The sequence below is a fragment of the Pseudorhodoplanes sp. genome (assembly GCF_035565795.1).
In the GTDB taxonomy this organism is placed as follows: Bacteria; Pseudomonadota; Alphaproteobacteria; order Rhizobiales; family Xanthobacteraceae; genus Pseudorhodoplanes.
On record NZ_DATMRV010000184.1, the window covers coordinates 1 to 18022 of the forward strand.

At 61.3% G+C, this 18022-nt stretch carries 15 protein-coding genes; 4 read left to right on the forward strand and 11 right to left on the reverse strand.

Translation table 11 applies throughout. The features are described from left to right. Positions 1-48: 48 nt before the first annotated feature. A complete protein-coding gene (locus tag VNZ93_RS16560; RefSeq protein WP_325707431.1) occupies positions 49-780 on the forward strand; it encodes an anti-sigma factor in 732 nt (243 codons plus the stop codon). A gap of 63 nt (positions 781-843) precedes the next feature. Here the strand turns inward: VNZ93_RS16560 and VNZ93_RS16565 are convergent, their stop codons facing one another. The 6 genes from VNZ93_RS16565 to VNZ93_RS16590 form a co-directional block, all read right to left on the reverse strand. After that, positions 844-1563 carry an ABC transporter ATP-binding protein gene (locus VNZ93_RS16565; protein ID WP_325707434.1) on the reverse strand — a complete coding sequence of 240 codons (720 nt, stop codon included), beginning with the start codon at positions 1561-1563 and terminating at the stop codon, positions 844-846. Continuing rightward, complete coding sequence (locus VNZ93_RS16570; protein WP_325707437.1) at positions 1556-2308, reverse strand: ABC transporter ATP-binding protein; 753 nt, start codon at positions 2306-2308, stop codon at positions 1556-1558. The genes VNZ93_RS16565 and VNZ93_RS16570 overlap by 8 nt, the downstream gene beginning before the upstream one ends. Positions 2309-2310: 2 nt before the next feature. Further along, a complete protein-coding gene (locus VNZ93_RS16575) occupies positions 2311-3333 on the reverse strand; it encodes a branched-chain amino acid ABC transporter permease (protein WP_325707440.1) in 1023 nt (340 codons plus the stop codon). A gap of 5 nt (positions 3334-3338) precedes the next feature. Then, positions 3339-4199 (reverse strand): branched-chain amino acid ABC transporter permease, encoded by an 861-nt coding sequence (locus tag VNZ93_RS16580; protein ID WP_325707443.1) that lies wholly within the window; start codon positions 4197-4199, stop codon positions 3339-3341. Positions 4200-4303: 104 nt separating this feature from the next. Then, positions 4304-5449 (reverse strand): ABC transporter substrate-binding protein, encoded by a 1146-nt coding sequence (locus VNZ93_RS16585; RefSeq protein WP_414710098.1) that lies wholly within the window; start codon positions 5447-5449, stop codon positions 4304-4306. A 777-nt stretch (positions 5450-6226) separates the two neighbouring features. After that, positions 6227-6985: an IclR family transcriptional regulator gene (locus VNZ93_RS16590; protein ID WP_325707449.1), complete on the reverse strand. Its 759-nt coding sequence runs from the start codon at positions 6983-6985 to the stop codon at positions 6227-6229. 145 nt (positions 6986-7130) lie between these two features. On the opposite strand from VNZ93_RS16590, the gene VNZ93_RS16595 reads away from it, so the two are divergent. Then, positions 7131-9086 carry an FAD-binding monooxygenase gene (locus VNZ93_RS16595; RefSeq protein WP_325707451.1) on the forward strand — a complete coding sequence of 652 codons (1956 nt, stop codon included), beginning with the start codon at positions 7131-7133 and terminating at the stop codon, positions 9084-9086. Positions 9087-9546: 460 nt separating this feature from the next. Then, entirely contained in the window at positions 9547-10761 is a 1215-nt protein-coding gene (locus VNZ93_RS16600; protein ID WP_325707454.1) for a cytochrome-c peroxidase, read from the forward strand. Positions 10762-10855: 94 nt separating this feature from the next. Here the strand turns inward: VNZ93_RS16600 and VNZ93_RS16605 are convergent, their stop codons facing one another. The 4 genes from VNZ93_RS16605 to VNZ93_RS16620 all read right to left on the reverse strand — a co-directional run bounded on the left by VNZ93_RS16605 (position 10856) and on the right by VNZ93_RS16620 (position 16759). Then, on the reverse strand, positions 10856-12118 hold the full coding sequence (locus tag VNZ93_RS16605; RefSeq protein WP_325707457.1) for an amidohydrolase family protein: 1263 nt from the start codon (positions 12116-12118) through the stop codon (positions 10856-10858). A 24-nt stretch (positions 12119-12142) separates the two neighbouring features. After that, positions 12143-14626 (reverse strand): branched-chain amino acid ABC transporter ATP-binding protein/permease, encoded by a 2484-nt coding sequence (locus VNZ93_RS16610; protein WP_325707460.1) that lies wholly within the window; start codon positions 14624-14626, stop codon positions 12143-12145. A gap of 4 nt (positions 14627-14630) precedes the next feature. Continuing rightward, complete coding sequence (locus tag VNZ93_RS16615) at positions 14631-15503, reverse strand: branched-chain amino acid ABC transporter permease (protein ID WP_414710097.1); 873 nt, start codon at positions 15501-15503, stop codon at positions 14631-14633. Positions 15504-15583: 80 nt separating this feature from the next. Beyond that, positions 15584-16759 carry an ABC transporter substrate-binding protein gene (locus tag VNZ93_RS16620; RefSeq protein WP_325707463.1) on the reverse strand — a complete coding sequence of 392 codons (1176 nt, stop codon included), beginning with the start codon at positions 16757-16759 and terminating at the stop codon, positions 15584-15586. Between the two features lie 254 nt (positions 16760-17013). Here VNZ93_RS16620 and VNZ93_RS16625 point away from each other — a divergent pair, with 254 nt between their 5' ends. After that, a complete protein-coding gene (locus VNZ93_RS16625; RefSeq protein ID WP_325707466.1) occupies positions 17014-17457 on the forward strand; it encodes a nuclear transport factor 2 family protein in 444 nt (147 codons plus the stop codon). Positions 17458-17644: 187 nt separating this feature from the next. Here VNZ93_RS16625 and VNZ93_RS16630 read toward each other — a convergent pair. Continuing rightward, positions 17645-18022 (reverse strand): FCD domain-containing protein (locus VNZ93_RS16630; protein ID WP_325707469.1); only part of this gene is annotated, 378 nt, incomplete at its 5' end.

An 18022-nucleotide genomic window follows, 5' to 3' on the forward strand; every position in this document is an offset into this window, starting at 1 on the left:
GGCGATAGGCGCCAAACAACAATGACAACCATGTCGAACACGCCGCAAATGGATCCAGTACTTGTCCATGCCTATGCCGACAATGAGCTCGACACCACGAGCGCGCTCGGCGTGGCACGAGAGATTGAAGCCAGTCCCGCGCTCAGAGCGGAGCTTGCCAGAACGGAAGCCTTGCGCGCCGCGCTCCGTGAGCATGCTGCCCCGGAAGAACTGCCCGTCCACCTGCGCGCCAAAATCGACTCCACGCTCGGGCTGACGAAAGCCGGCAGCCATCCGACATGGCGCGCGCTCGCGGCTTCTGTCGTGCTCGCGCTTGCGATTGGCAGCGCGTCAACCTGGTTCGTCACACAACAGCCGCCGGACGATCGGACGACGACCGCTCTTGTCGACAGCCATGTCCGCGCGCTCATGGCAGCCCAGCCAGCCGACGTCATGTCCCCCGAGCGCCACACCGTGAAGCCGTGGTTCGCCGGCCGGATTCCGGTGTCGCCCGTGGTCGTCGACCTGACCTCTGACGGCTTCCCATTGATCGGCGGTCGCGTTGACGTGATCGCCACAGCTCCGACACCGACCCTCGTCTACGGCCGCCGCAAGCATGTGATCAGCGTGTTTGCGACGCCCAATGCTGACGGCACCGAAGGTGGCGTGCGCACGCTTCCACAGATCAACGGCTACAGCGTCGTCACCTGGCACCGCGGCGACACGTCCTACTGGGCCGTATCCGATCTCAATGCCGGCGAGCTTCAGCTATTCGCGCAGAAGTTCAAGGCTGCTTCGTAGCGAGCGCAACGATCGCCTGCCTCCCAACCGATCCTATAATTATCCTTATGAACTGGATCGGGGTTAGTGCCGCGCCCGTCCCTCGGCGACACCGAGATAGGCCTCAAGCGTCTTGCGGTCTTCTTTCAGCACGTGACTGTCCGCCTGATGCACAATCATCCCGCGCTCCAGAATGATCGCCCGATCGGTGATGCCGAGGACCTTCTGCGCGTTCTGCTCGACCAGCACGGCGGATACGCCCTCCTCCTGGATGATCCGGCGTAACGCTGCCAGCAGTTCCTCGATCAGGATCGGCGCAAGCCCTTCCAGAGGCTCGTCGAGCAAAAGGATGCGCGGATTGAGCGCCAGTGCGCGGCCAATGGCGAGCATCTGCTGCTCGCCGCCGGACAATTGATTGCCGAGGTTGCTACGGCGCTCTTCCAGTCGGGGAAACAGCGCGTAGATTTTCCGAAGATCCCAGGCGCCCGGCCGCGCTACTGCGGTGATATTTTCCTCGACTGTCAGTGATTTGAAAATGTTGCGCTCCTGCGGAACCCAGCCGACACCGGCGCCCGCACGCTGATCGGAGCGCAAGCGCGTCAGCTCCTTGCCATCGAGGACAATACTGCCACCACGATACCGGGTGGCGCCCACGATCGTGTTGATCAGCGTGGTCTTGCCCATACCGTTTCGGCCGAGCAGCGCCAGAGCCTTGCCCTGCTCCAGCGAGAGCGTGATGCCCGAAAGAACGATCGCCTCTCCGTAACCGGCGGAGAGATCACGAATCGAAAGGAGGTCAGACATGGGCCTCTTCCCCAAGATAGACCGCCTTCACGCGCGGATCGCGCGCAACTTCGTCCGGCTTGCCTTCGACGAACAAGGCGCCGTTGACGAGGACGGAAATCCGGTCGGCGAAAGAGAAAACGAGATCCATGTCGTGTTCGATCAGGAGAACCGTCACGTCCTTTGGCAGTTCCGCAACCGCCGACAGGATGTCCTGACGCTCGCTATCCGGAACGCCGGCCGCCGGCTCGTCCAGCAGCAGCACACGCGGCTTGCAGGCGATTGCCAGCGCAATCTCCAGCATGCGCTGCTTGCCATAGGCAAGGACATCGGTTCGCTCGTTCATCACATCGGTCAATCGGAAGCGTTCCAGGAGTTCGGCCACTTCCTCCATCACCTGCGGATTCGAGCCGACCCTGCGCCACCAGTCGCCGCCATGACCGAGCCGCTCCGAAACCGCGAGACCGAGCGTCTCGACGGGCGTCAGCTCAAGAAAAAGCTGATTGATCTGGAACGTCCTCGCGATGCCTCGCCTGACGCGCGCATGCGGGCTGAGATGGGAGATGTCCTCGCCTTCGAGGAGAATTTTTCCCGATGTTTGAGCCAATACGCCGGTGAGCTGATTGATGATGGTGGTCTTGCCCGCACCATTCGGTCCGATCAGCGCGTGACGCGCACCCGCTTCCACCTTCAGCGAAACATCGTTGGTCGCGACGATACCGCCGAAGCGCTTCACCAGGTTCACGGTTTCAAGGACGATCGCCATGATCAGGCTCCATCCTTGCGGGCGGCGCGCCAGTCCAGCTTGCTGGCCAGTTCCCGAATGGGTCTGGTCCATCCGGTGATGCGTTCGCGTCCGACCAGCACGATCAGCACCAGAAGCAACCCGATCCAGAACGGCCAGTATTGCGGCGTCCAGACCGACAGATAATCCTGCATGAACTTGAACACGATGGCGCCGATCAAGCCGCCATAGAGATATCCGGTCCCGCCGATGACCAGGACCATCAGCAGATCGGCTGAACGCTCGAAATCGAAATACGCAAGCGAAGCGAAAGCCTGGGTCTGAGCAAGCAGCGCGCCGGCGATCCCCGCATAGCCCGCGGCGATCGTATAGATGGCGACCAGACGCAAATTCACGTTGATGCCGATCGCCGAGGCGCGAAGCGGATTGTTCTTGATGGATTGCAGTGACAGGCCGAACGGCGAATTCACGATCCGCCGCGCCAGGAGAAACAGGACAAACAGCACCGTCAGGCAATAGACGTAGCCATTGTGGCCGAACATGTCGAAGCGGAAGCGCCCGAGAATTGGCTGCATGGTGACGCCCTGCAGCCCGTCCGCTCCGCCGGTCAGCCAGCCATTCTGGTTCGCCAGTTCGCGCAGCACCAGCGCCACTCCAAGCGTAACCATAATGCGGGTAAGATCGGTGCCGCGAAGCACGAGAAAGCTCGTGACGAAGCCGACGGCGCTTGCCACCAGGCCCGCGACAATCAGGGCCAGCACCGGCTCGTTGATGATTTCATGCTTGGCCAGCAGAGCGGCGGTATAGGCGCCCACGCCGAAAAACGCCGCGTGACCGAGGGATACGATCCCCGCGTAGCCGAGAATGAGATCGAGCGATAAGGCGAAAAGCGCGAGCCACGCGATCTCGGTGAGGATCAGGTATTTGGTCGGAAACAGCCAGATGGTCGAGAAGGCCGCGACCCAAAATACGATCTCCAGCGGATGCCAATGGGAGCGGCCGATGAGGCTGCGGGTCACGCTGAAGCTTGTCGGAGTCTTGATCATGGAAGTCACCGACCTGCGGGCCGCGCGAAGAGGCCCTGCGGCCGCCAAATCAGAACCACGATCATGATCGTGTAGATCACAAACGCACCGAAGGCCGGCAAGTAATACTTTCCGGCGACGTCGCCAATGCCGAGCAACAACGCAGCAACAAACGGTCCGGTGATGCTGGAGGTGCCCCCGACCGTGACCACGATCAGAAAGTAGATCATGAACTTGAGCGGGAAGCTCGGATCGAGGCCCAGAATTTCCGCGCCGAGCGCGCCGCCGAGACCGGCAAGCCCCGATCCAAACGCGAACGTGACCGCAAACACCCAGTTGACATTGATGCCAAGACCGCGCGCGACGCGCGCGTCATCCACCGCGGCGCGCAAGCGGCTGCCGAACCGTGTCTTGGTGAGAATGAGCTGCAATCCGAGTGTGAGAAGTCCGCAGATCACGATAATCAATAGACGGTAGCGCCCGACGCCCACGCCGAAGATCACGTCCTGGCCCTGCAGCCAGCTTGGCAACTGAACAAAGACCTGACTCGAACCCATCACGTAATCGACTGCGGCAACCGACATGAAAACCAGGCCGATCGTGAAAAGCACCTGGTCGAGATGCGGCTTTCGATAGACGTGAACGTAAAGCGTTCGCTCGAGGATCAATCCAATCAGCGCACTCACCACGAACGCAATCGGCAGCGCGGCAAAGAATGGAACACCCATTCGGTTTACAAGGATCACCGTGCAATAGCCGCCCGCCATGGCAAATGCGCCATGTGCGAGATTGACGAAATTCATCAGTCCGAGCGTCACGGCCAATCCGCATGCCAGCACGAACAGCAGCATGCCGTAAGCGACACCGTCGAAAAGAATCGTCAGCATAATGTCGAATTAACTCGCCCCAGACCTGACCGGCCGCGCTTTCGGCTCCAGCCTTAACGGATAGCGGGATGCGCGGCTCATCGCCGCGCATCCCTTGTCGCAACTTACTTCTTCGCCGCCTTGGCCGGATCCTTGACGTTCTCGAACGTGGCGAACTCGACGTTGTAGAGCTGCCCGTTCTTCTTCTCGACCTTGCGGATATAGATGTTCTGGATGATGTCGCGGGTTTCCGGATCAATGGAAATCGGACCGCGCGGGCTCTCCCAGGCAAGTCCCTTCATCGCAGCAATCAGGGAGTCACCGTCGGCCTTGCCGCCGGTCTTCTTCAGCGCTTCGTAGATCAGGTGCATGCCGTCATAGCCGCCGACCGACATGAAGTTCGGCCGGAAATTATTGGCCTTCTGGAAAGCGTCGACATAGGCCTTGTTCTTCGCAGAATCATGGTCTGCCGAATAAAGGTGCGCGGTCACGGCGCCGATCACCGAATCGCCCATCGCCGGAAGCAGATCGTCGTCGGTGACGTCACCCGGGCCGATGATACGGATGCCGGCCTTATCCAGACCGCGCTCCGTGAATTGCTTCATGAAGGTGCCGCCCTGTCCGGACGGGACAAAGACGAAGATGGCGTCCGGCTTGGCGTCCGCCGCGCGCTGCAGGAACGGCGCAAAGTCCGGGCTCGCGAGCGGGACCTTGATTGCGGCGGCGATTTCACCGCCTGCCGCCTTGAAGCGATCCACAAACGACTTTTCCGCGTCCGCGCCCGGAGCATAGTCGGACACCAGGGTCACGACCTTCTTGATGTTGTTCTTCGCAGCCCAGTCCGCGATGATGACCGAGGATTGCGGCAGCGTGAAGCTCGTCCGTACAATGTACGGGGAGCGCTCAGTGATGATCGAGGTGCCGGCGGCCATCACTACAGCCGGGACCTTCGCTTCAGTCGCGAGAGGCGCGATGGCGAGCGCGGAGGGCGTGACCTCAAAGCCGGCGATGACATTGACCTTTTCGTTGACGATCAATTCCTGGGCAATGCGCTTGGTGTTATCCGGGACCGACGCGGAATCGCGCAGGATGACCTCAACCTTCTTTCCGGCAACGGTGTTGCCGTGTTCCTTCTGATAAAGGTCGACTGCGGCCTTGATTTGCTTACCGGTCGACGCCTGCGGGCCGGTCATCGAGACAATGAGTCCCACCTTGACCGTCTCCTGGGCGGACGCGTCGCCTGCGACGGACATGCCGATTACGGCAGCCATCGCGGTCAACATCAGCTTCCTCTTCGTCATCAGATCGTTCCTCCTTGTTCCGATGGACATGGCTGGCGGCCTCGTGGACGAGGGCCAATGCCATTGTTTGCTTGCTTTCCTGTGACCCAATCGCGGTCCGGGTTCAAGCGTTCTTGGGGTTTGTGGGCATTACGGAACCGTCATTTTGCGAGGGATGAGTTGTCAGGAGCGGCATTCAGGCGTCGTCCGAACTGTCCGTCTTTGAGAGTGCCGGCCGGAGATCAATGGGCCGGGCCGGACCGGTCGCTGGCGAGCCCCGTCACGCCGAAGCCGGCCGATCGGCCTCAGGCGATACCCCGTTTTCCCGGCGATTGATCAATCCGGACCGCCGAAGTCAAATTCAAAAAGCAGCGCTATTATGCAATTTTATTCATCTGTTCCAGCGGGCCGCGCACGGCCGCATTTTCTGATCGACCGCTCGATCACCTCAGCAAAATCTCACCCAGATCGCTCAAGAGTACACCTTTGCGTGTACCCCCCTTAGCGCACGCGTAATGCTTGGGCTTCGTCAGACTATCTCCAGCTTGCGGATTCTGTGCCTCAGCGCTGTTTGGGTTATTCCGAGATGAGCTGCCGCCCGGTTGAAGTTGACCCTCTCGAATGGGAACAAACGCCTGCACTCCAAGGAAACCGGGACGTTTGGGCATATCCGAGGCTCCAAGATCGGCCTTTGCAAAATCGACCTTCGTCTGTCCGGAAAACCAACTCGGACATACGGACTATGAAGTCCAGCGAGGATGGCACTGCCTAGCGCTGACGCTGATTGCTCGTGCTCAATTGCTCACTCGCGAGCGCGGCCGAAGAAACAGTCAAAAGTGTCAGGCGGCGCTCGGCTGCATCCGAAAGCCCGTCGGCCGATATGACGAGGCTCAGGCTCGCGATGACGCCGAGCTCGGGCGCGACGATGGGCGCAGCAATACCAACGAGACCCGCATCGATCTCACCTCGGCTGACACAATAGCCGGCCTTGCGAATTGCGCCGAGATTATTCCTGAACTCCTCGACAGTGTGGCCAGATGGCTGGGCATCTTCGGTGGATTTCAGAAGCTTGCCGAGCTTGCGGCCATTGAGCTGCGCCAGAATGACCTTCGAGGTCGCGCCGGTCGTCAAAGGCATCAATCGGCCGCGCTGGTAACTCGAACGGAAGTCGGCGCCGGACGTCGCTTCGTCGGCGATGCACATCACCGTTTCATGATAGAGGCGCGCCAGCAATCCGACGCACGGAATGTGCGCCTGCCGCACCGCCTCCTGAAGAATGCCATACCCCGCCTGTACCAGCGGATCGGTCAGCCGGATCAGGCGGTCATAGACGATGAAGGCTGCACCAAGACGATAGCTCGCGCCTGCGGATGGTTCGAGCCAACCGCCCTTCACCAGTTCGCGAACGGTTCGATATGCCGTGCTGCTGGGCAGATCCAACGTCTGCGAGATACCCGGGACGGTCCAGCTCGGATGAGCCTCCGTGAACAATTCCAGCACCGACTGATAACGACTGAACCCTGACATCCAAATTCATCCATTTTCTCAAATATACACAAATTCAGATTTTTATGTAGTTGCAAATTCCCATATTTTGAGATTATTTAAACAACAGGTAATTTGGATCGTCGCGGTGTCGTGGGCCGCGGTGTCGGTAAAGAGGTCGCGCGATATGCAATTCCATCTCAACGGGTTCAGAACCGGAGACCCGGAAGTCCTGGAGCCATCCGAGAGCTACAGGACGTCCCCGCAACCGGATGCGCTCCCGGATGAGGTCGATGTGCTGATCGTGGGATGCGGGCCCGCCGGCCTTACGCTGGCGGCCCAAATGGCCGCCTTTCCCGATATCAAGACACGGATCGTCGAACAGAAATCTGGCCCCCTCCAGCTCGGGCAGGCCGACGGAATCGCCTGCCGCTCAATGGAAATGTTCGAGGGCTTCGGCTTCAGCGACCGCGTCATGAAGGAGGGCTATTGGGTCAACGAAACGTCCTTCTGGAAGCCGGACGAAGCTGACCAGAACAGGATCGTGCGATCCGGCCGGATCCAGGATGTCGAGGAAGGGCTGTCCGAATTTCCCCACATCATCCTCAACCAGGCGCGGGTGCATGAATTTTATCTGACGGTCATGCGCAATTCGCCGAATCGCATGGTGCCGCATTACTCGCGGCGTTTTGCCGGACTTGAGATTGATCCGTTGGTGTCATCCGGAAACACGGCGAGCCACCCCGTAACCGTGTCGCTCGAACGGGTCGATCCGGATCACCAAGGTCGGATCGAAAAGGTCAAAGCGCGCTATGTGGTCGGCTGCGACGGCGCCCGCAGCGCCGTGCGTCAATCACTCGGCCTGGAACTCAAGGGAGATTCCGCCAACCAGGCATGGGGTGTCATGGATGTTCTTGCGGTCACGGACTTTCCAGATATCCGTCTCAAAGCGCTGATCCAGTCAGCGAACGAAGGCAACATCGTCCTGATCCCGCGCGAAGGCGGATACCTCGTCCGCATCTACGTCGAGCTTGCTGAACTGCGGAAAAACGAACGAGTCGCGAACCGGAACATCACCGTGGATCATCTGATCGCGGCGACGCGGCGCATCCTCAGTCCTTACTCGTTCGAGGTGAAGGAAGTCGCCTGGTGGTCGGTTTACGAAATCGGACAGCGGCTTTGCGACAAGTTCGACGACGTTCCCGCAGAGCAAGCCGCGACACGCACGCCTCGCGTGTTTATCGCAGGGGACGCCTGCCATACACATAGTCCGAAATCCGGCCAGGGCATGAATGTCTCGATGCAGGATGCCTTCAATCTGGGATGGAAGCTCGCTGCGGTGTTACGGGGGCAATCCGCGCCAGAACTGCTTCACAGCTATTCGGCGGAACGGCAGGCCATCGCCAAGGAACTGATCGATTACGATCGCGAATGGGCGAAGATGATCAGCGCCCCGCTGAAATCGCCCGACGATCCGAACAGCGAAGGCGTCGATCCGGCCGAGATTCAAAGCTATTTCGTCAAGCACGGTCGTTATACCGCGGGCACTGCAACACGTTACACGCGGTCCGATCTGACGGGAGACGCAACATATCAGGATCTCGCCAAGGGTCTGCCGATCGGCATGCGCTTTCATTCGGCGCCTGTTGTCCGGCTGGGCGATGCAAAGACCATGAGCCTGGGTCACGCCGCCAGAGCGGATGGCCGCTGGCGAATTTACGCTTTTTGCGATCGCGGTGATCCGGCCGCTCCGACATCGCGTATCAATGCACTGTGCAAATTCCTTGGAGAGTCCTCCGCCTCGCCGGTCCGTAAATACACGCCCACGGGGCAGGACATCGACTCGGTCATTGATGTCCGCGCGATCTTCCAGCAGGGGCATCGCGATCTCAATGTCGGCGCGATGCCCGCTTTCCTGTTGCCTCAAAAGGGTCGCTACGGATTGCGGGACTACGAGAAGATGTATTGCCCCGATCTGAAATCCGGACAGGATATCTTCGACATGCGGGGCATCGACCGCGATCACGGATGCATGATTGTCGTCCGGCCCGATCAGTATGTTGCGACGATTCTGCCACTAGACGCGTTCGAAAGCCTCTCGAACTTCTTCGAGCCAATCCTGGTCCCGGCGGCCAAGCCTTGAAGTCGAGCCTCGAAAGGCGTGCCTGACGGGCCGCTGTAGTATCGACACCGTACGGCAATAACCTAGCAGGCAGTCAAGTTACGGCTGCCTTGCTCAATAGGTTGCGTGCGAACACACCGCCAGAATGCAAACGCTCGCCTGTCAGTTGGCGGCGCCTCTCGTCGGAGCCGCCATCTACTATCGAAGCCTCCCATTAATTCTCGATCGTTCTCGATGTCCACCGCCAAATACCTTTGAAGCGTCCTGCGATCTGCAACGCGGCGGTCTCTGGCAATATGCGTGCCTCCCCCGCCGCGTTGCAACGGACGCATTTGGCTTCGCGCATATACGATGCGTTTACAGATATCGATGTTGTTTCAACATGGGACAGCGGAGCGACACCAAAGCGCCCAAGTGAAGAATGTACGATAGGCGCGAGCCGGCGACGCAGAGTCCGGTCGTCGTTGCCAGAGACACATCCATGTCACGCGTGCTGAGTGCGACAACTGCTCGCCAAGCGATCCTGGGCCTGGCACTCGGGGTGGCGGCTTCACTCTACAATGCGAATGCCGGAGACCTCAATGCGCCAGCATATCGCCCCTACTCGCGCGCCGCGCCCATCTATGAGCGCTCTCCAGATCGCGAACTGTACGACCGCGCGGTGCCTCCGGTCGATCGTCAGGCCGAACCACGACCGGATTTGATCGAAAACAACGCTCCGATACTGAGCGGTCGCCTGGTCTTGCTGGGACAGAAGTTATTTTACGATGGCAGGCTTTCGCGAACCGGCCTGACAGCCTGCGCAACGTGTCATGATCCGCGTTACGCCTTCGCGCAGCCGACGCGGGTCAGTCAATCCGATACGGGTCAACTTGGACCGCGAAACGCGCCTTCGCTCATCAATGCTGGTGCCCTCCCCGTCCTCATGTGGGACGGCCGCTTTCGTACCCTTGAACAGCAGGCAACCAGTCCGTTCCTGCGTGGAGAAATGGGTATCGACATCCGTGAAGCCGAGCGACGGCTGAACCTCGACGCAGAATATCTGCATCTATTTCAAGCTGCATTGAACAGCCGACCGTCAGCGAGCGGGATGGCAAGAGCACTTGCGGCGTATCAGCGAACCTTGATCTCCGAAACAAGCCGCTTTGACCGGTTCATATCGAACAACAAGGCGGCCACCCTCACCGCCCTGGAACTGGACGGATTACTTCTCTTTGAACGGAAAGCTGGTTGCAGCGTCTGTCATCAGTTCCAATCGTCAGCACATTATCAAACTCCTGGGCTTCGATTATTTACCGACCTCGGGTTCCACAATTTGGGAATCGGTTATGCGGCCGGTCGGTTTGCGGACACCGGCCGCTACCGGGTCTCCGGCGATGAAAGTGACTTGGGAGCATTTCGTACTCCCTCCCTTCGCAACGTGGCGGTAACGGCCCCCTATATGCACGATGGAAGTCTGGCCACGCTCGAGGAGGTCATTGATTTCTATGACGCCGGCGGACGCCCGAATCCGAACTTATCGCCCTTTATCAAGCCGCTTTTCCTCAATGCCTATGAGAAAGCGGCGCTGGTCGCTTTCCTGCGAACCTTGACGGATCAACAATACGATCCGATCCGCACACCCCCGCGGGAGACGCCCGCCGTTTCATACCGGCCTAGCGTCAGCCGCGGTCACCTTAGCGACTTCGTGAGATAAGGTCGTCGTTTGTTCGGTCGGCGCGCCCTCGGAGGCACTTCGACCTTCTGACAAGCTGGCGAACGAGCGGCAAGAACTACGGCTGAAACACCGGTTACGCGGCCTCCGACTTCGCGTTCTGCTTTTCGACCTGCGGCCGAATAAGCATCGCAGCAGGCCGGGAGACCGTCATCGCGCCACGCTTGAATACGAGTAGCGGCGGCGCGAGTTCGGCGATGGCGGATGCGGCATCCATGCAATTCAGGACCACGATGTCGGCCGCGTTTCCTGTCGCGATCCCGTAGTCGGGCAGCCGCATCAGGCTTGCCGGCCTGTTCGTCACGAGCGATAGACACAATTCCATGTCTGCGGTCCGGCCGATCTGCGCGATATTCGCGTAGAGGTTGGCCATGCGCACAAGCGAACAATCCCCGAACGGGGTGAAAGGATTGAGCACGTTGTTGGTCGCAAGCGAAGCGTTCACCCCCTGCTCAGTCAGGCGATGCACCGGCGTCACCCCGCGCGGCACCGAATGCTCATGGCCGCGCCCCATCAAGAACAGGTCGGTCGCCGGCAGCACGGTGAGCGCGACGCCGGACTGCGCGAGCAGCCTGCCGAATTCGTCGAGCTTTGCCTGCGACAGCGCCGAGAGCTTGGTCACATGGCCGATGGCTACCCGCCCCTGCCACCCGCGCGCCACGGCTTGGCGGCAGACTTCCGGCAGCGACATCGCGGAGGGGTCGAGATCGAAATCGAGATGGAAGTCGATGTCGAGATCAAAGCGCTTCGCAATATCGAAGATGCGAGCAATGTGTCCGTTGGGATCGCTGTCGGTGTAGGGGCAGCCGCCGATCAGGTCGGCGCCCTGCTCGCAAGCTTCAATCAGCAGTTCTTCGCAGCCGGGATCGTTAAGGAGGCCCTCCTGCGGAAAGACGCAGATCTGCAGATCAATGGCGAAAGCATAGTCGGCCTTCAGCCTCTTGATAGCATTGAAACTCGTCAATCCAATGCGCGGGTCCACCTCCACATGCGTCCGCATGCGGGTCGTGCCCTGCAAAATCGCCTTCTCCAGCGTACGCTGGGCGCGCTCATAGACGTCGGCCTCGGTGAAGCCGCGCTTGGCCGCCGCGGTCTCGGCGATGGCTTCGGCAAGCGTGCCCTCGCGACAGTTGCAGCGGCCGAGGATGCAGGACTTGTCGAGATGGACATGGGTATCGACGAAGCCGGCAACTACAAGCCTCCCGCCGGCATCGGTCTGCGGCACATCGCACACGAGCTTCGGCTCGATCGCAATGATGCGACCTTGACGCCAGCCGATGTCGCGCAGGTCCTTCTCGCCGACGAGGCGCGCGTTGCGCAGCACGTGATCGAATTGCATCCGGCTTGGATCCTTTTGTTCTTGCTATTGCGCGGCTTCGGCGCGGCCCAGATAGGCCGCTTCCAAAGCCGGATCGCTCGCGAGCGACGCGGCATTGTCGGCGTGGACGACGCGGCCACTTTCCAGCACATAGCCGCGATCGGCCACCGTAAGCGCGAGCGCCGCCATCTGGTCCACCAGAAGGATGGTCACTCCCTCGTCGCGCAATTCCGCCAGAATGTCGAAGAGTTCGTTGATCATCGCGGGGGCGAGTCCCAGCGAGGGCTCGTCGAGCAGTAGCACACGCGGATTGGCCATCAGCCCGCGGGCAATGGCGAGCATCTGCTGCTCGCCGCCCGAGAGAAGTCCGGCCCGGCTGGAGAGGCGCTCGCGCAGCCGCGGAAAGCGATCGAGCAATGCCTCGATCTCCTTGTCGATATCCACGTCCTTCCGCGAGAACGCGCCGAGCACCAGATTGTCGCGCACGTCGAGTTCGCCGAATACCTGGCGGCCCTCCGGCACGAGAGCCAGGCCGGAATGCGCGATGCGATAGGCTTCGAGCGTGGTCACGGGCTTGTTGTCGAGCACGATATTGCCGCGGACCGGACGCAGCAGCCCGGACAGCGCCCGCATGATGGTGGATTTTCCGGCGCCGTTTGCGCCGAGCATCGCCACCATCTCCCCCGGCCGCACGTCGAAAGTGACGTCCTCCACCACGGGAGCCGCGCCATAGCCGGCGGTGAGCTTCACGGTAGAGAGGATCGCGTCGGCGGACGGCTCGAATGCCTCCTTGCGCGGCCGCTCGCGCATGTCGCCACCGCCGAGATAGGCCTTCAGCACGCGCGAATTGTGCCGCACTTCGGCGGGCGTGCCTTGCGCGATCACCGTGCCGGCGTCGAGCACGACGATGTGGTCCGAGATGCCCATGACCAGCGTCATGTCATGCTCGACCAGGATCACCGAAATGCCGAGATCGGCGATCCGGCGCAGAAGCTTCGAAAGCTGGTCCTTGTCGGCCCGCATCAGACCCGCGGCCGGCTCGTCGAGCAGCAGCACGTCGGGCCGGCAGGCGAGTGCACGCGCGATCTCAACAAGCCGCCGGTCGACATGCGGAAGGTCATCGGCCGGGGTCGCGAGCGGACCGAAATAGCCCACAAAGGCAAGCAACGCTTCGGCAGCTCGCTTTTCCTCCGCTGCATCGGCGTCCATCAGCATCACGCCGAGCCGGCCGCGGCGCAGCGCGATCCGCACATTGTCGATGACGCTCAGCGTGCCGAAAAGCTTGGTGGTCTGATAGGTGCGCGCGATGCCGGCGCGCGCGACTTTCCACGCCGGCGCGCCGGTGAGATCGGCATCGCCAAGCCGCACCGAGCCTTCGTCGGCACGATAGAAGCCGCCGATGATGTTGAGCACGGTGGTCTTGCCTGCGCCGTTCGGGCCGATCACGCTGGTCACCTGTCCGGGCTTCGCATTGAACGAAACGTCACTCGCGGCACGGATACCGCCGAAGGCGATGCCGATGTCGCGCACCTCCAGCCGGCGCGCTGCCTCCGGGGACAGGAAAGCCGCGAGATCGAAGCCACCGCTCGAGGCACTGCGCGGATCGACCTTGCGCCAGAGCGTCGCCAGCGTGCCGATCACGCCATCGGGGGCGAGCCACAGCACGACCAGCAAGAGCCCGCCGAAGAAAAGCAGGCGATATTCCGCCAGACCCGACAGCATCTCGGGCAGCACTACGCTGATCGCCGCGCCGACGACGGGGCCGAGCGTCCACCCTGCCCCGCCGACGATGACGGCGAGCAGAAACAGGATCGATTGCGAGAACGGGAAGTTCGAGGGCGCGACGAACATCAGCAGCGGCGCGAACATCGCGCCCGCAAGTCCGGTCAGCACCGCCGAAAGCGCGAAGGAAACGGTCTTGACGATGACGGGATTGAGCCCGATCGAGCGCGCCGCGATCTCGGCGTCGCGGACGGCGAGCATCCCCTTGCCCCACGCGCTCGAGGCGAGCCGGTGGAAGAAAGCCATCGCAAGGCCGGCACAGAGGACCGCCATGATCGCAATGTCGCGCTCGGTGAAGGTATGCGAGCCGATCGAGGGCGGCACGATACCCATCAGCCCGTTCTGGCCTCCGGTCAGCGAGCGCCATTCGATGGTGGAATGCTCGACAATGAAGGCGAAGGCGATGGTGACCATCGCAAGATAGGGTCCGGTGACGCGGAGCGCCGGCAGCGCCAGCAGCCCGCCGACGATGCCGGCCAGCAGGCCCGCGATCGGAAAGGCGATCCAGAAGTCGACTCCCTTCAGAGTCAGAATCGCCGCGGTATAGGCGCCGATCGAATAGAAGCCGACGTGGCCGAGCGAGACCTGCCCGGTCAACCCGAGCAGGATGTTGAGCCCGACGCCGGTGATGGTGGTCAGCGCGACCAGCGCCAGGATGAAATGCCAATAGCCCTCGGCAAAGATGCCGGCGGCAACGCCGGCCGCGGTGACGAGCAGGATCAGAAGCGGCGTCAGATAAGCCCTCATCGCCTCAGACCTTGTTCACCGCAGCGCGGCCGAGAAGGCCGTTCGGCATCAGCGCGAGCGCGGCAATGATGACCGAGAACACCACGATCTGCGTATAGGTCGAACCGAGATAGGCGGTGACCAGCGCCTCGATCAGCCCGTAGGCGAGACCCGCCAGCACTACACCCCAAGCCGAAGTGATGCCGCCGAGGATCGCAACCGCGAAGGCCTTGATGCCAAACAGCACGCCCATCTCCGAATGCACGCTGAACAGCGGCGCAATCAGAAGCCCAGCGACGCCTGCCAGCATGGTCGAGATCGCGTAGGACGCGGCGATGATCATGCGCACATTGATGCCCATCAGCCGCGCCGCGTCGGTGTTCTGCACCACCGCGAGCAACGCCTTGCCGTAGCGGGTGCGGTGCGTCAGCAGGTGAAAGGCGAGCGCCGCGGCGATCCCGACCACCGGGATGATGAGTTGCAACGGATAGACCCCGGCGCCGAAGATCTCGACCGGCTTCTGCGCAAGGAATGACGGGAAGCTGCGCGGCTCCTTGCCGAAGGTGAACAGAACGACGTTGTCGAGCACGATGCCGCCTGCGACCGTCGCCATCAACCAGGCGTTGGAGCCGCGTTCAGCGAAGGGCCGCACCAGCGTGCGTTCAACCAGAAGGCCGAACAAGCTGCAGAGAAGAAGCGCTGCGATCACCGCGAGCGGGATCGGCCAGCCGAGCGTGATGCCGAAGGTATAGCCCAGCACCGCGCCCAGCATCATCGCCGAGCCCTGCGAAAAATTGACCGTATGGGAGACAACGTAGGTGACGTGGAAACCGAGCGCGATCAGGCCATACATGGCACCGAGCCCGATGCCGGAAATGATCGCAGAGGTAATCAGCATCCACTCGCCCCCGATTCAACGCGCCTTGAAAATAGAGAGAACGCGGCGGTCGGCCCGCCGCGCTCCCGCGCCGTCGTCTCTCAGTTCGTCAATGGAAGGATTTCGCCTTCCTTGAAGTAGGTGAAGATGTAGTCGTCCGAGCCGAGTGCGTCGTGGTTCGCCGGCGTGAACGGCTTCTTGTAAGCCTTGATCAGGCCGTCATAGCTGTCGATGTCATAGAAGCCCTGCCGGATCTTGGCGCCTTCAGTCGAGCCGGCCTTGGCGATCGCGAGCGCGGTCAGATGCATCGCGTCATAGGCATTGGCGATGCCGACCGCGGGCGTGACATCGGCTGGACTCTTGATCTCCGGGTATTTCTTCTTCAGAGCGGCGAAGACCGCCTCGCCCTTCGGCGTCAGCTTGCCGGAGAAGGAGTAGGTCTGGATGAAATGCACCTTGGAGGCGCTGGGGCCTGCGAGCTCCGAGAAGCGGCCGCCGGACGGCCCCCAATGCGAAACGATCGGCACGTTCCAGCCCATGCGGTCGAGGGACTTCACCACCTGCGCGGAGGGCGCGACGTTGGCGACGAGGTAGAGCACGTCGGCGCCAGCCTGCTTCAGGCGGGTGAGTTGCGGCACCACGTCGACGTCGTTGGTCTCGAATTTCTCGATCGCCGCGTACTCCATCTTCTTGTCGGCGAGCGCAGTCTTCAGGCCCTTCTCGTTCGATTCACCCCAGGGGTTGTTGATGAGAATCATGCCGGGCTTCTTGGCGGCATATTTCTTCACCGAGTAATCGACCAGCGCCTTGTCGACGATCTCGTCCACCGCCGAGACGCGGAACACGTAATTCTCCGCCGCACCGTTCTTGGTGATCGGCGTGCCCGCCGCCCAGACGCCCATGAACGGGATTTTCGACTGATTGGCGAATGGCACGATCGCGATCGAAACCGGCGTGTCGAGACCGCCAAACAAGGCGACCACCTTTTCGCGCTGCGCCAGTTCGCGCGCCGCGACCACGCCCTTGGCCGGATTGCTTTCGTCGTCACGCACCAGGAGTTCGAGCTTCTTGCCGAGCACGCCACCCTTGGCGTTGATCTCGTCGATTGCGACCGACAATCCGCGCACGATCGCCTCGCCTGATTTCGCGGACTGACCGGACATGGCGGCGACCAGGCCGATCTTCATCGTCTCCTGGGCTGCGGCCGGCGTCAGCAGCAGCAAACTTGCGGCACCGGCAAGGACAAGCCGGCGATGGATGGGCAGGCGGGACAGCATGGCGAACCTCTCCGGTCGGTGGATACTGGGTTCGTTAACGCAAGCTGCATGCCAAAACCGCATGCACTGAAACTGCTGGGGAATCCCTGCATTCCGGTTCGAATTCGCCCATTAAGCAGGCAGAGCGGCGTAATTCTCGGCACAATCGTATACAAGATCGTATGCAATTGATAGGCTAATTGCATCCGATCCTTGGCAGGGATTATGCATGGGAGATCGGCAGCAGCGACGCATTCCAGCATCGGGAGACCGCCATGTCACCAGCCACCGCCCAAGCCACTGCACAAGTGCTTGCAGCCAGTGACGAAACCGCCGAAGCCGCAGCGATCGTTGAGCGGTTCCTGGTCGCATCCATGGTGCCGGATCCGCAAACCGCGGCGCTTTACATCGCAGAAAATCTTTCCATCACCTTCACCGGCGGACGCAAATACAAGCATCCAAGCGAAACCGCGGCCTTCAATGCCGGCCGCTACAAATGGGTGAAGAAGAAGATGGAGCGGACCGACGTCGTGCCGGGGCGCGGCGAAACCATCGTCTATAACCTTGGCACGCTCTATGGCGAATGGCCCGATGGCACCCCATTCGAAGGCAACCGCTACGTCGACCGCTTCGTGGTGAAAGGTGGCAAGATCGTGCAGATGGATGTCTGGAACGACAGCGCCGAGCGGATACTGACGATGCGGGGAATCGTGGCCTGAGCGTCGTTCAGGAGCGCGAACCGTAAGCGCGTTCGCGCGCGTCTTCGACGCGCTATGGTTCGCGAACCCGGAATCCGGATTTTCAATGCCATCATGCCCGGCCTCGTGCCGGGCATCCACGTCCTGGATTCCAGATCAGCAGAAAAGACGTGGATGGCCGGGTTAAGACCGGCCATGACAAAGAGCACTAGCGTCTCGCCCGGTTGCCCTTCTCGCCCTCGCCTTCGGCGTACCCTGCGAGAATATCCTTGATATCGCGGCTCTTGTTCGGGCGCGCAACGATCAGCGCGCGCCCTGCGACCCCTTCGAGGTGCTGGTCCATCACCCCGATGGCGCGCGCGGCATCGCCTTTGGCCAATGCGTCGATGATCTGACGATGCTCGCTCACCGCGCATTCGGAGGAATGCGGCCGGCTATAAAGCGCAAGAATAAGTCCGCAGCGTAAGGATACCTCGCTGACATAACGCTCCAGCACCGCGCTGCCGGTCATTTCCGCGAGCACGATATGGAATTCGGTGGCAAGCCTGATCGACAAGGGCTCGTCGCGGCCGCGCGCCTTTTCTTC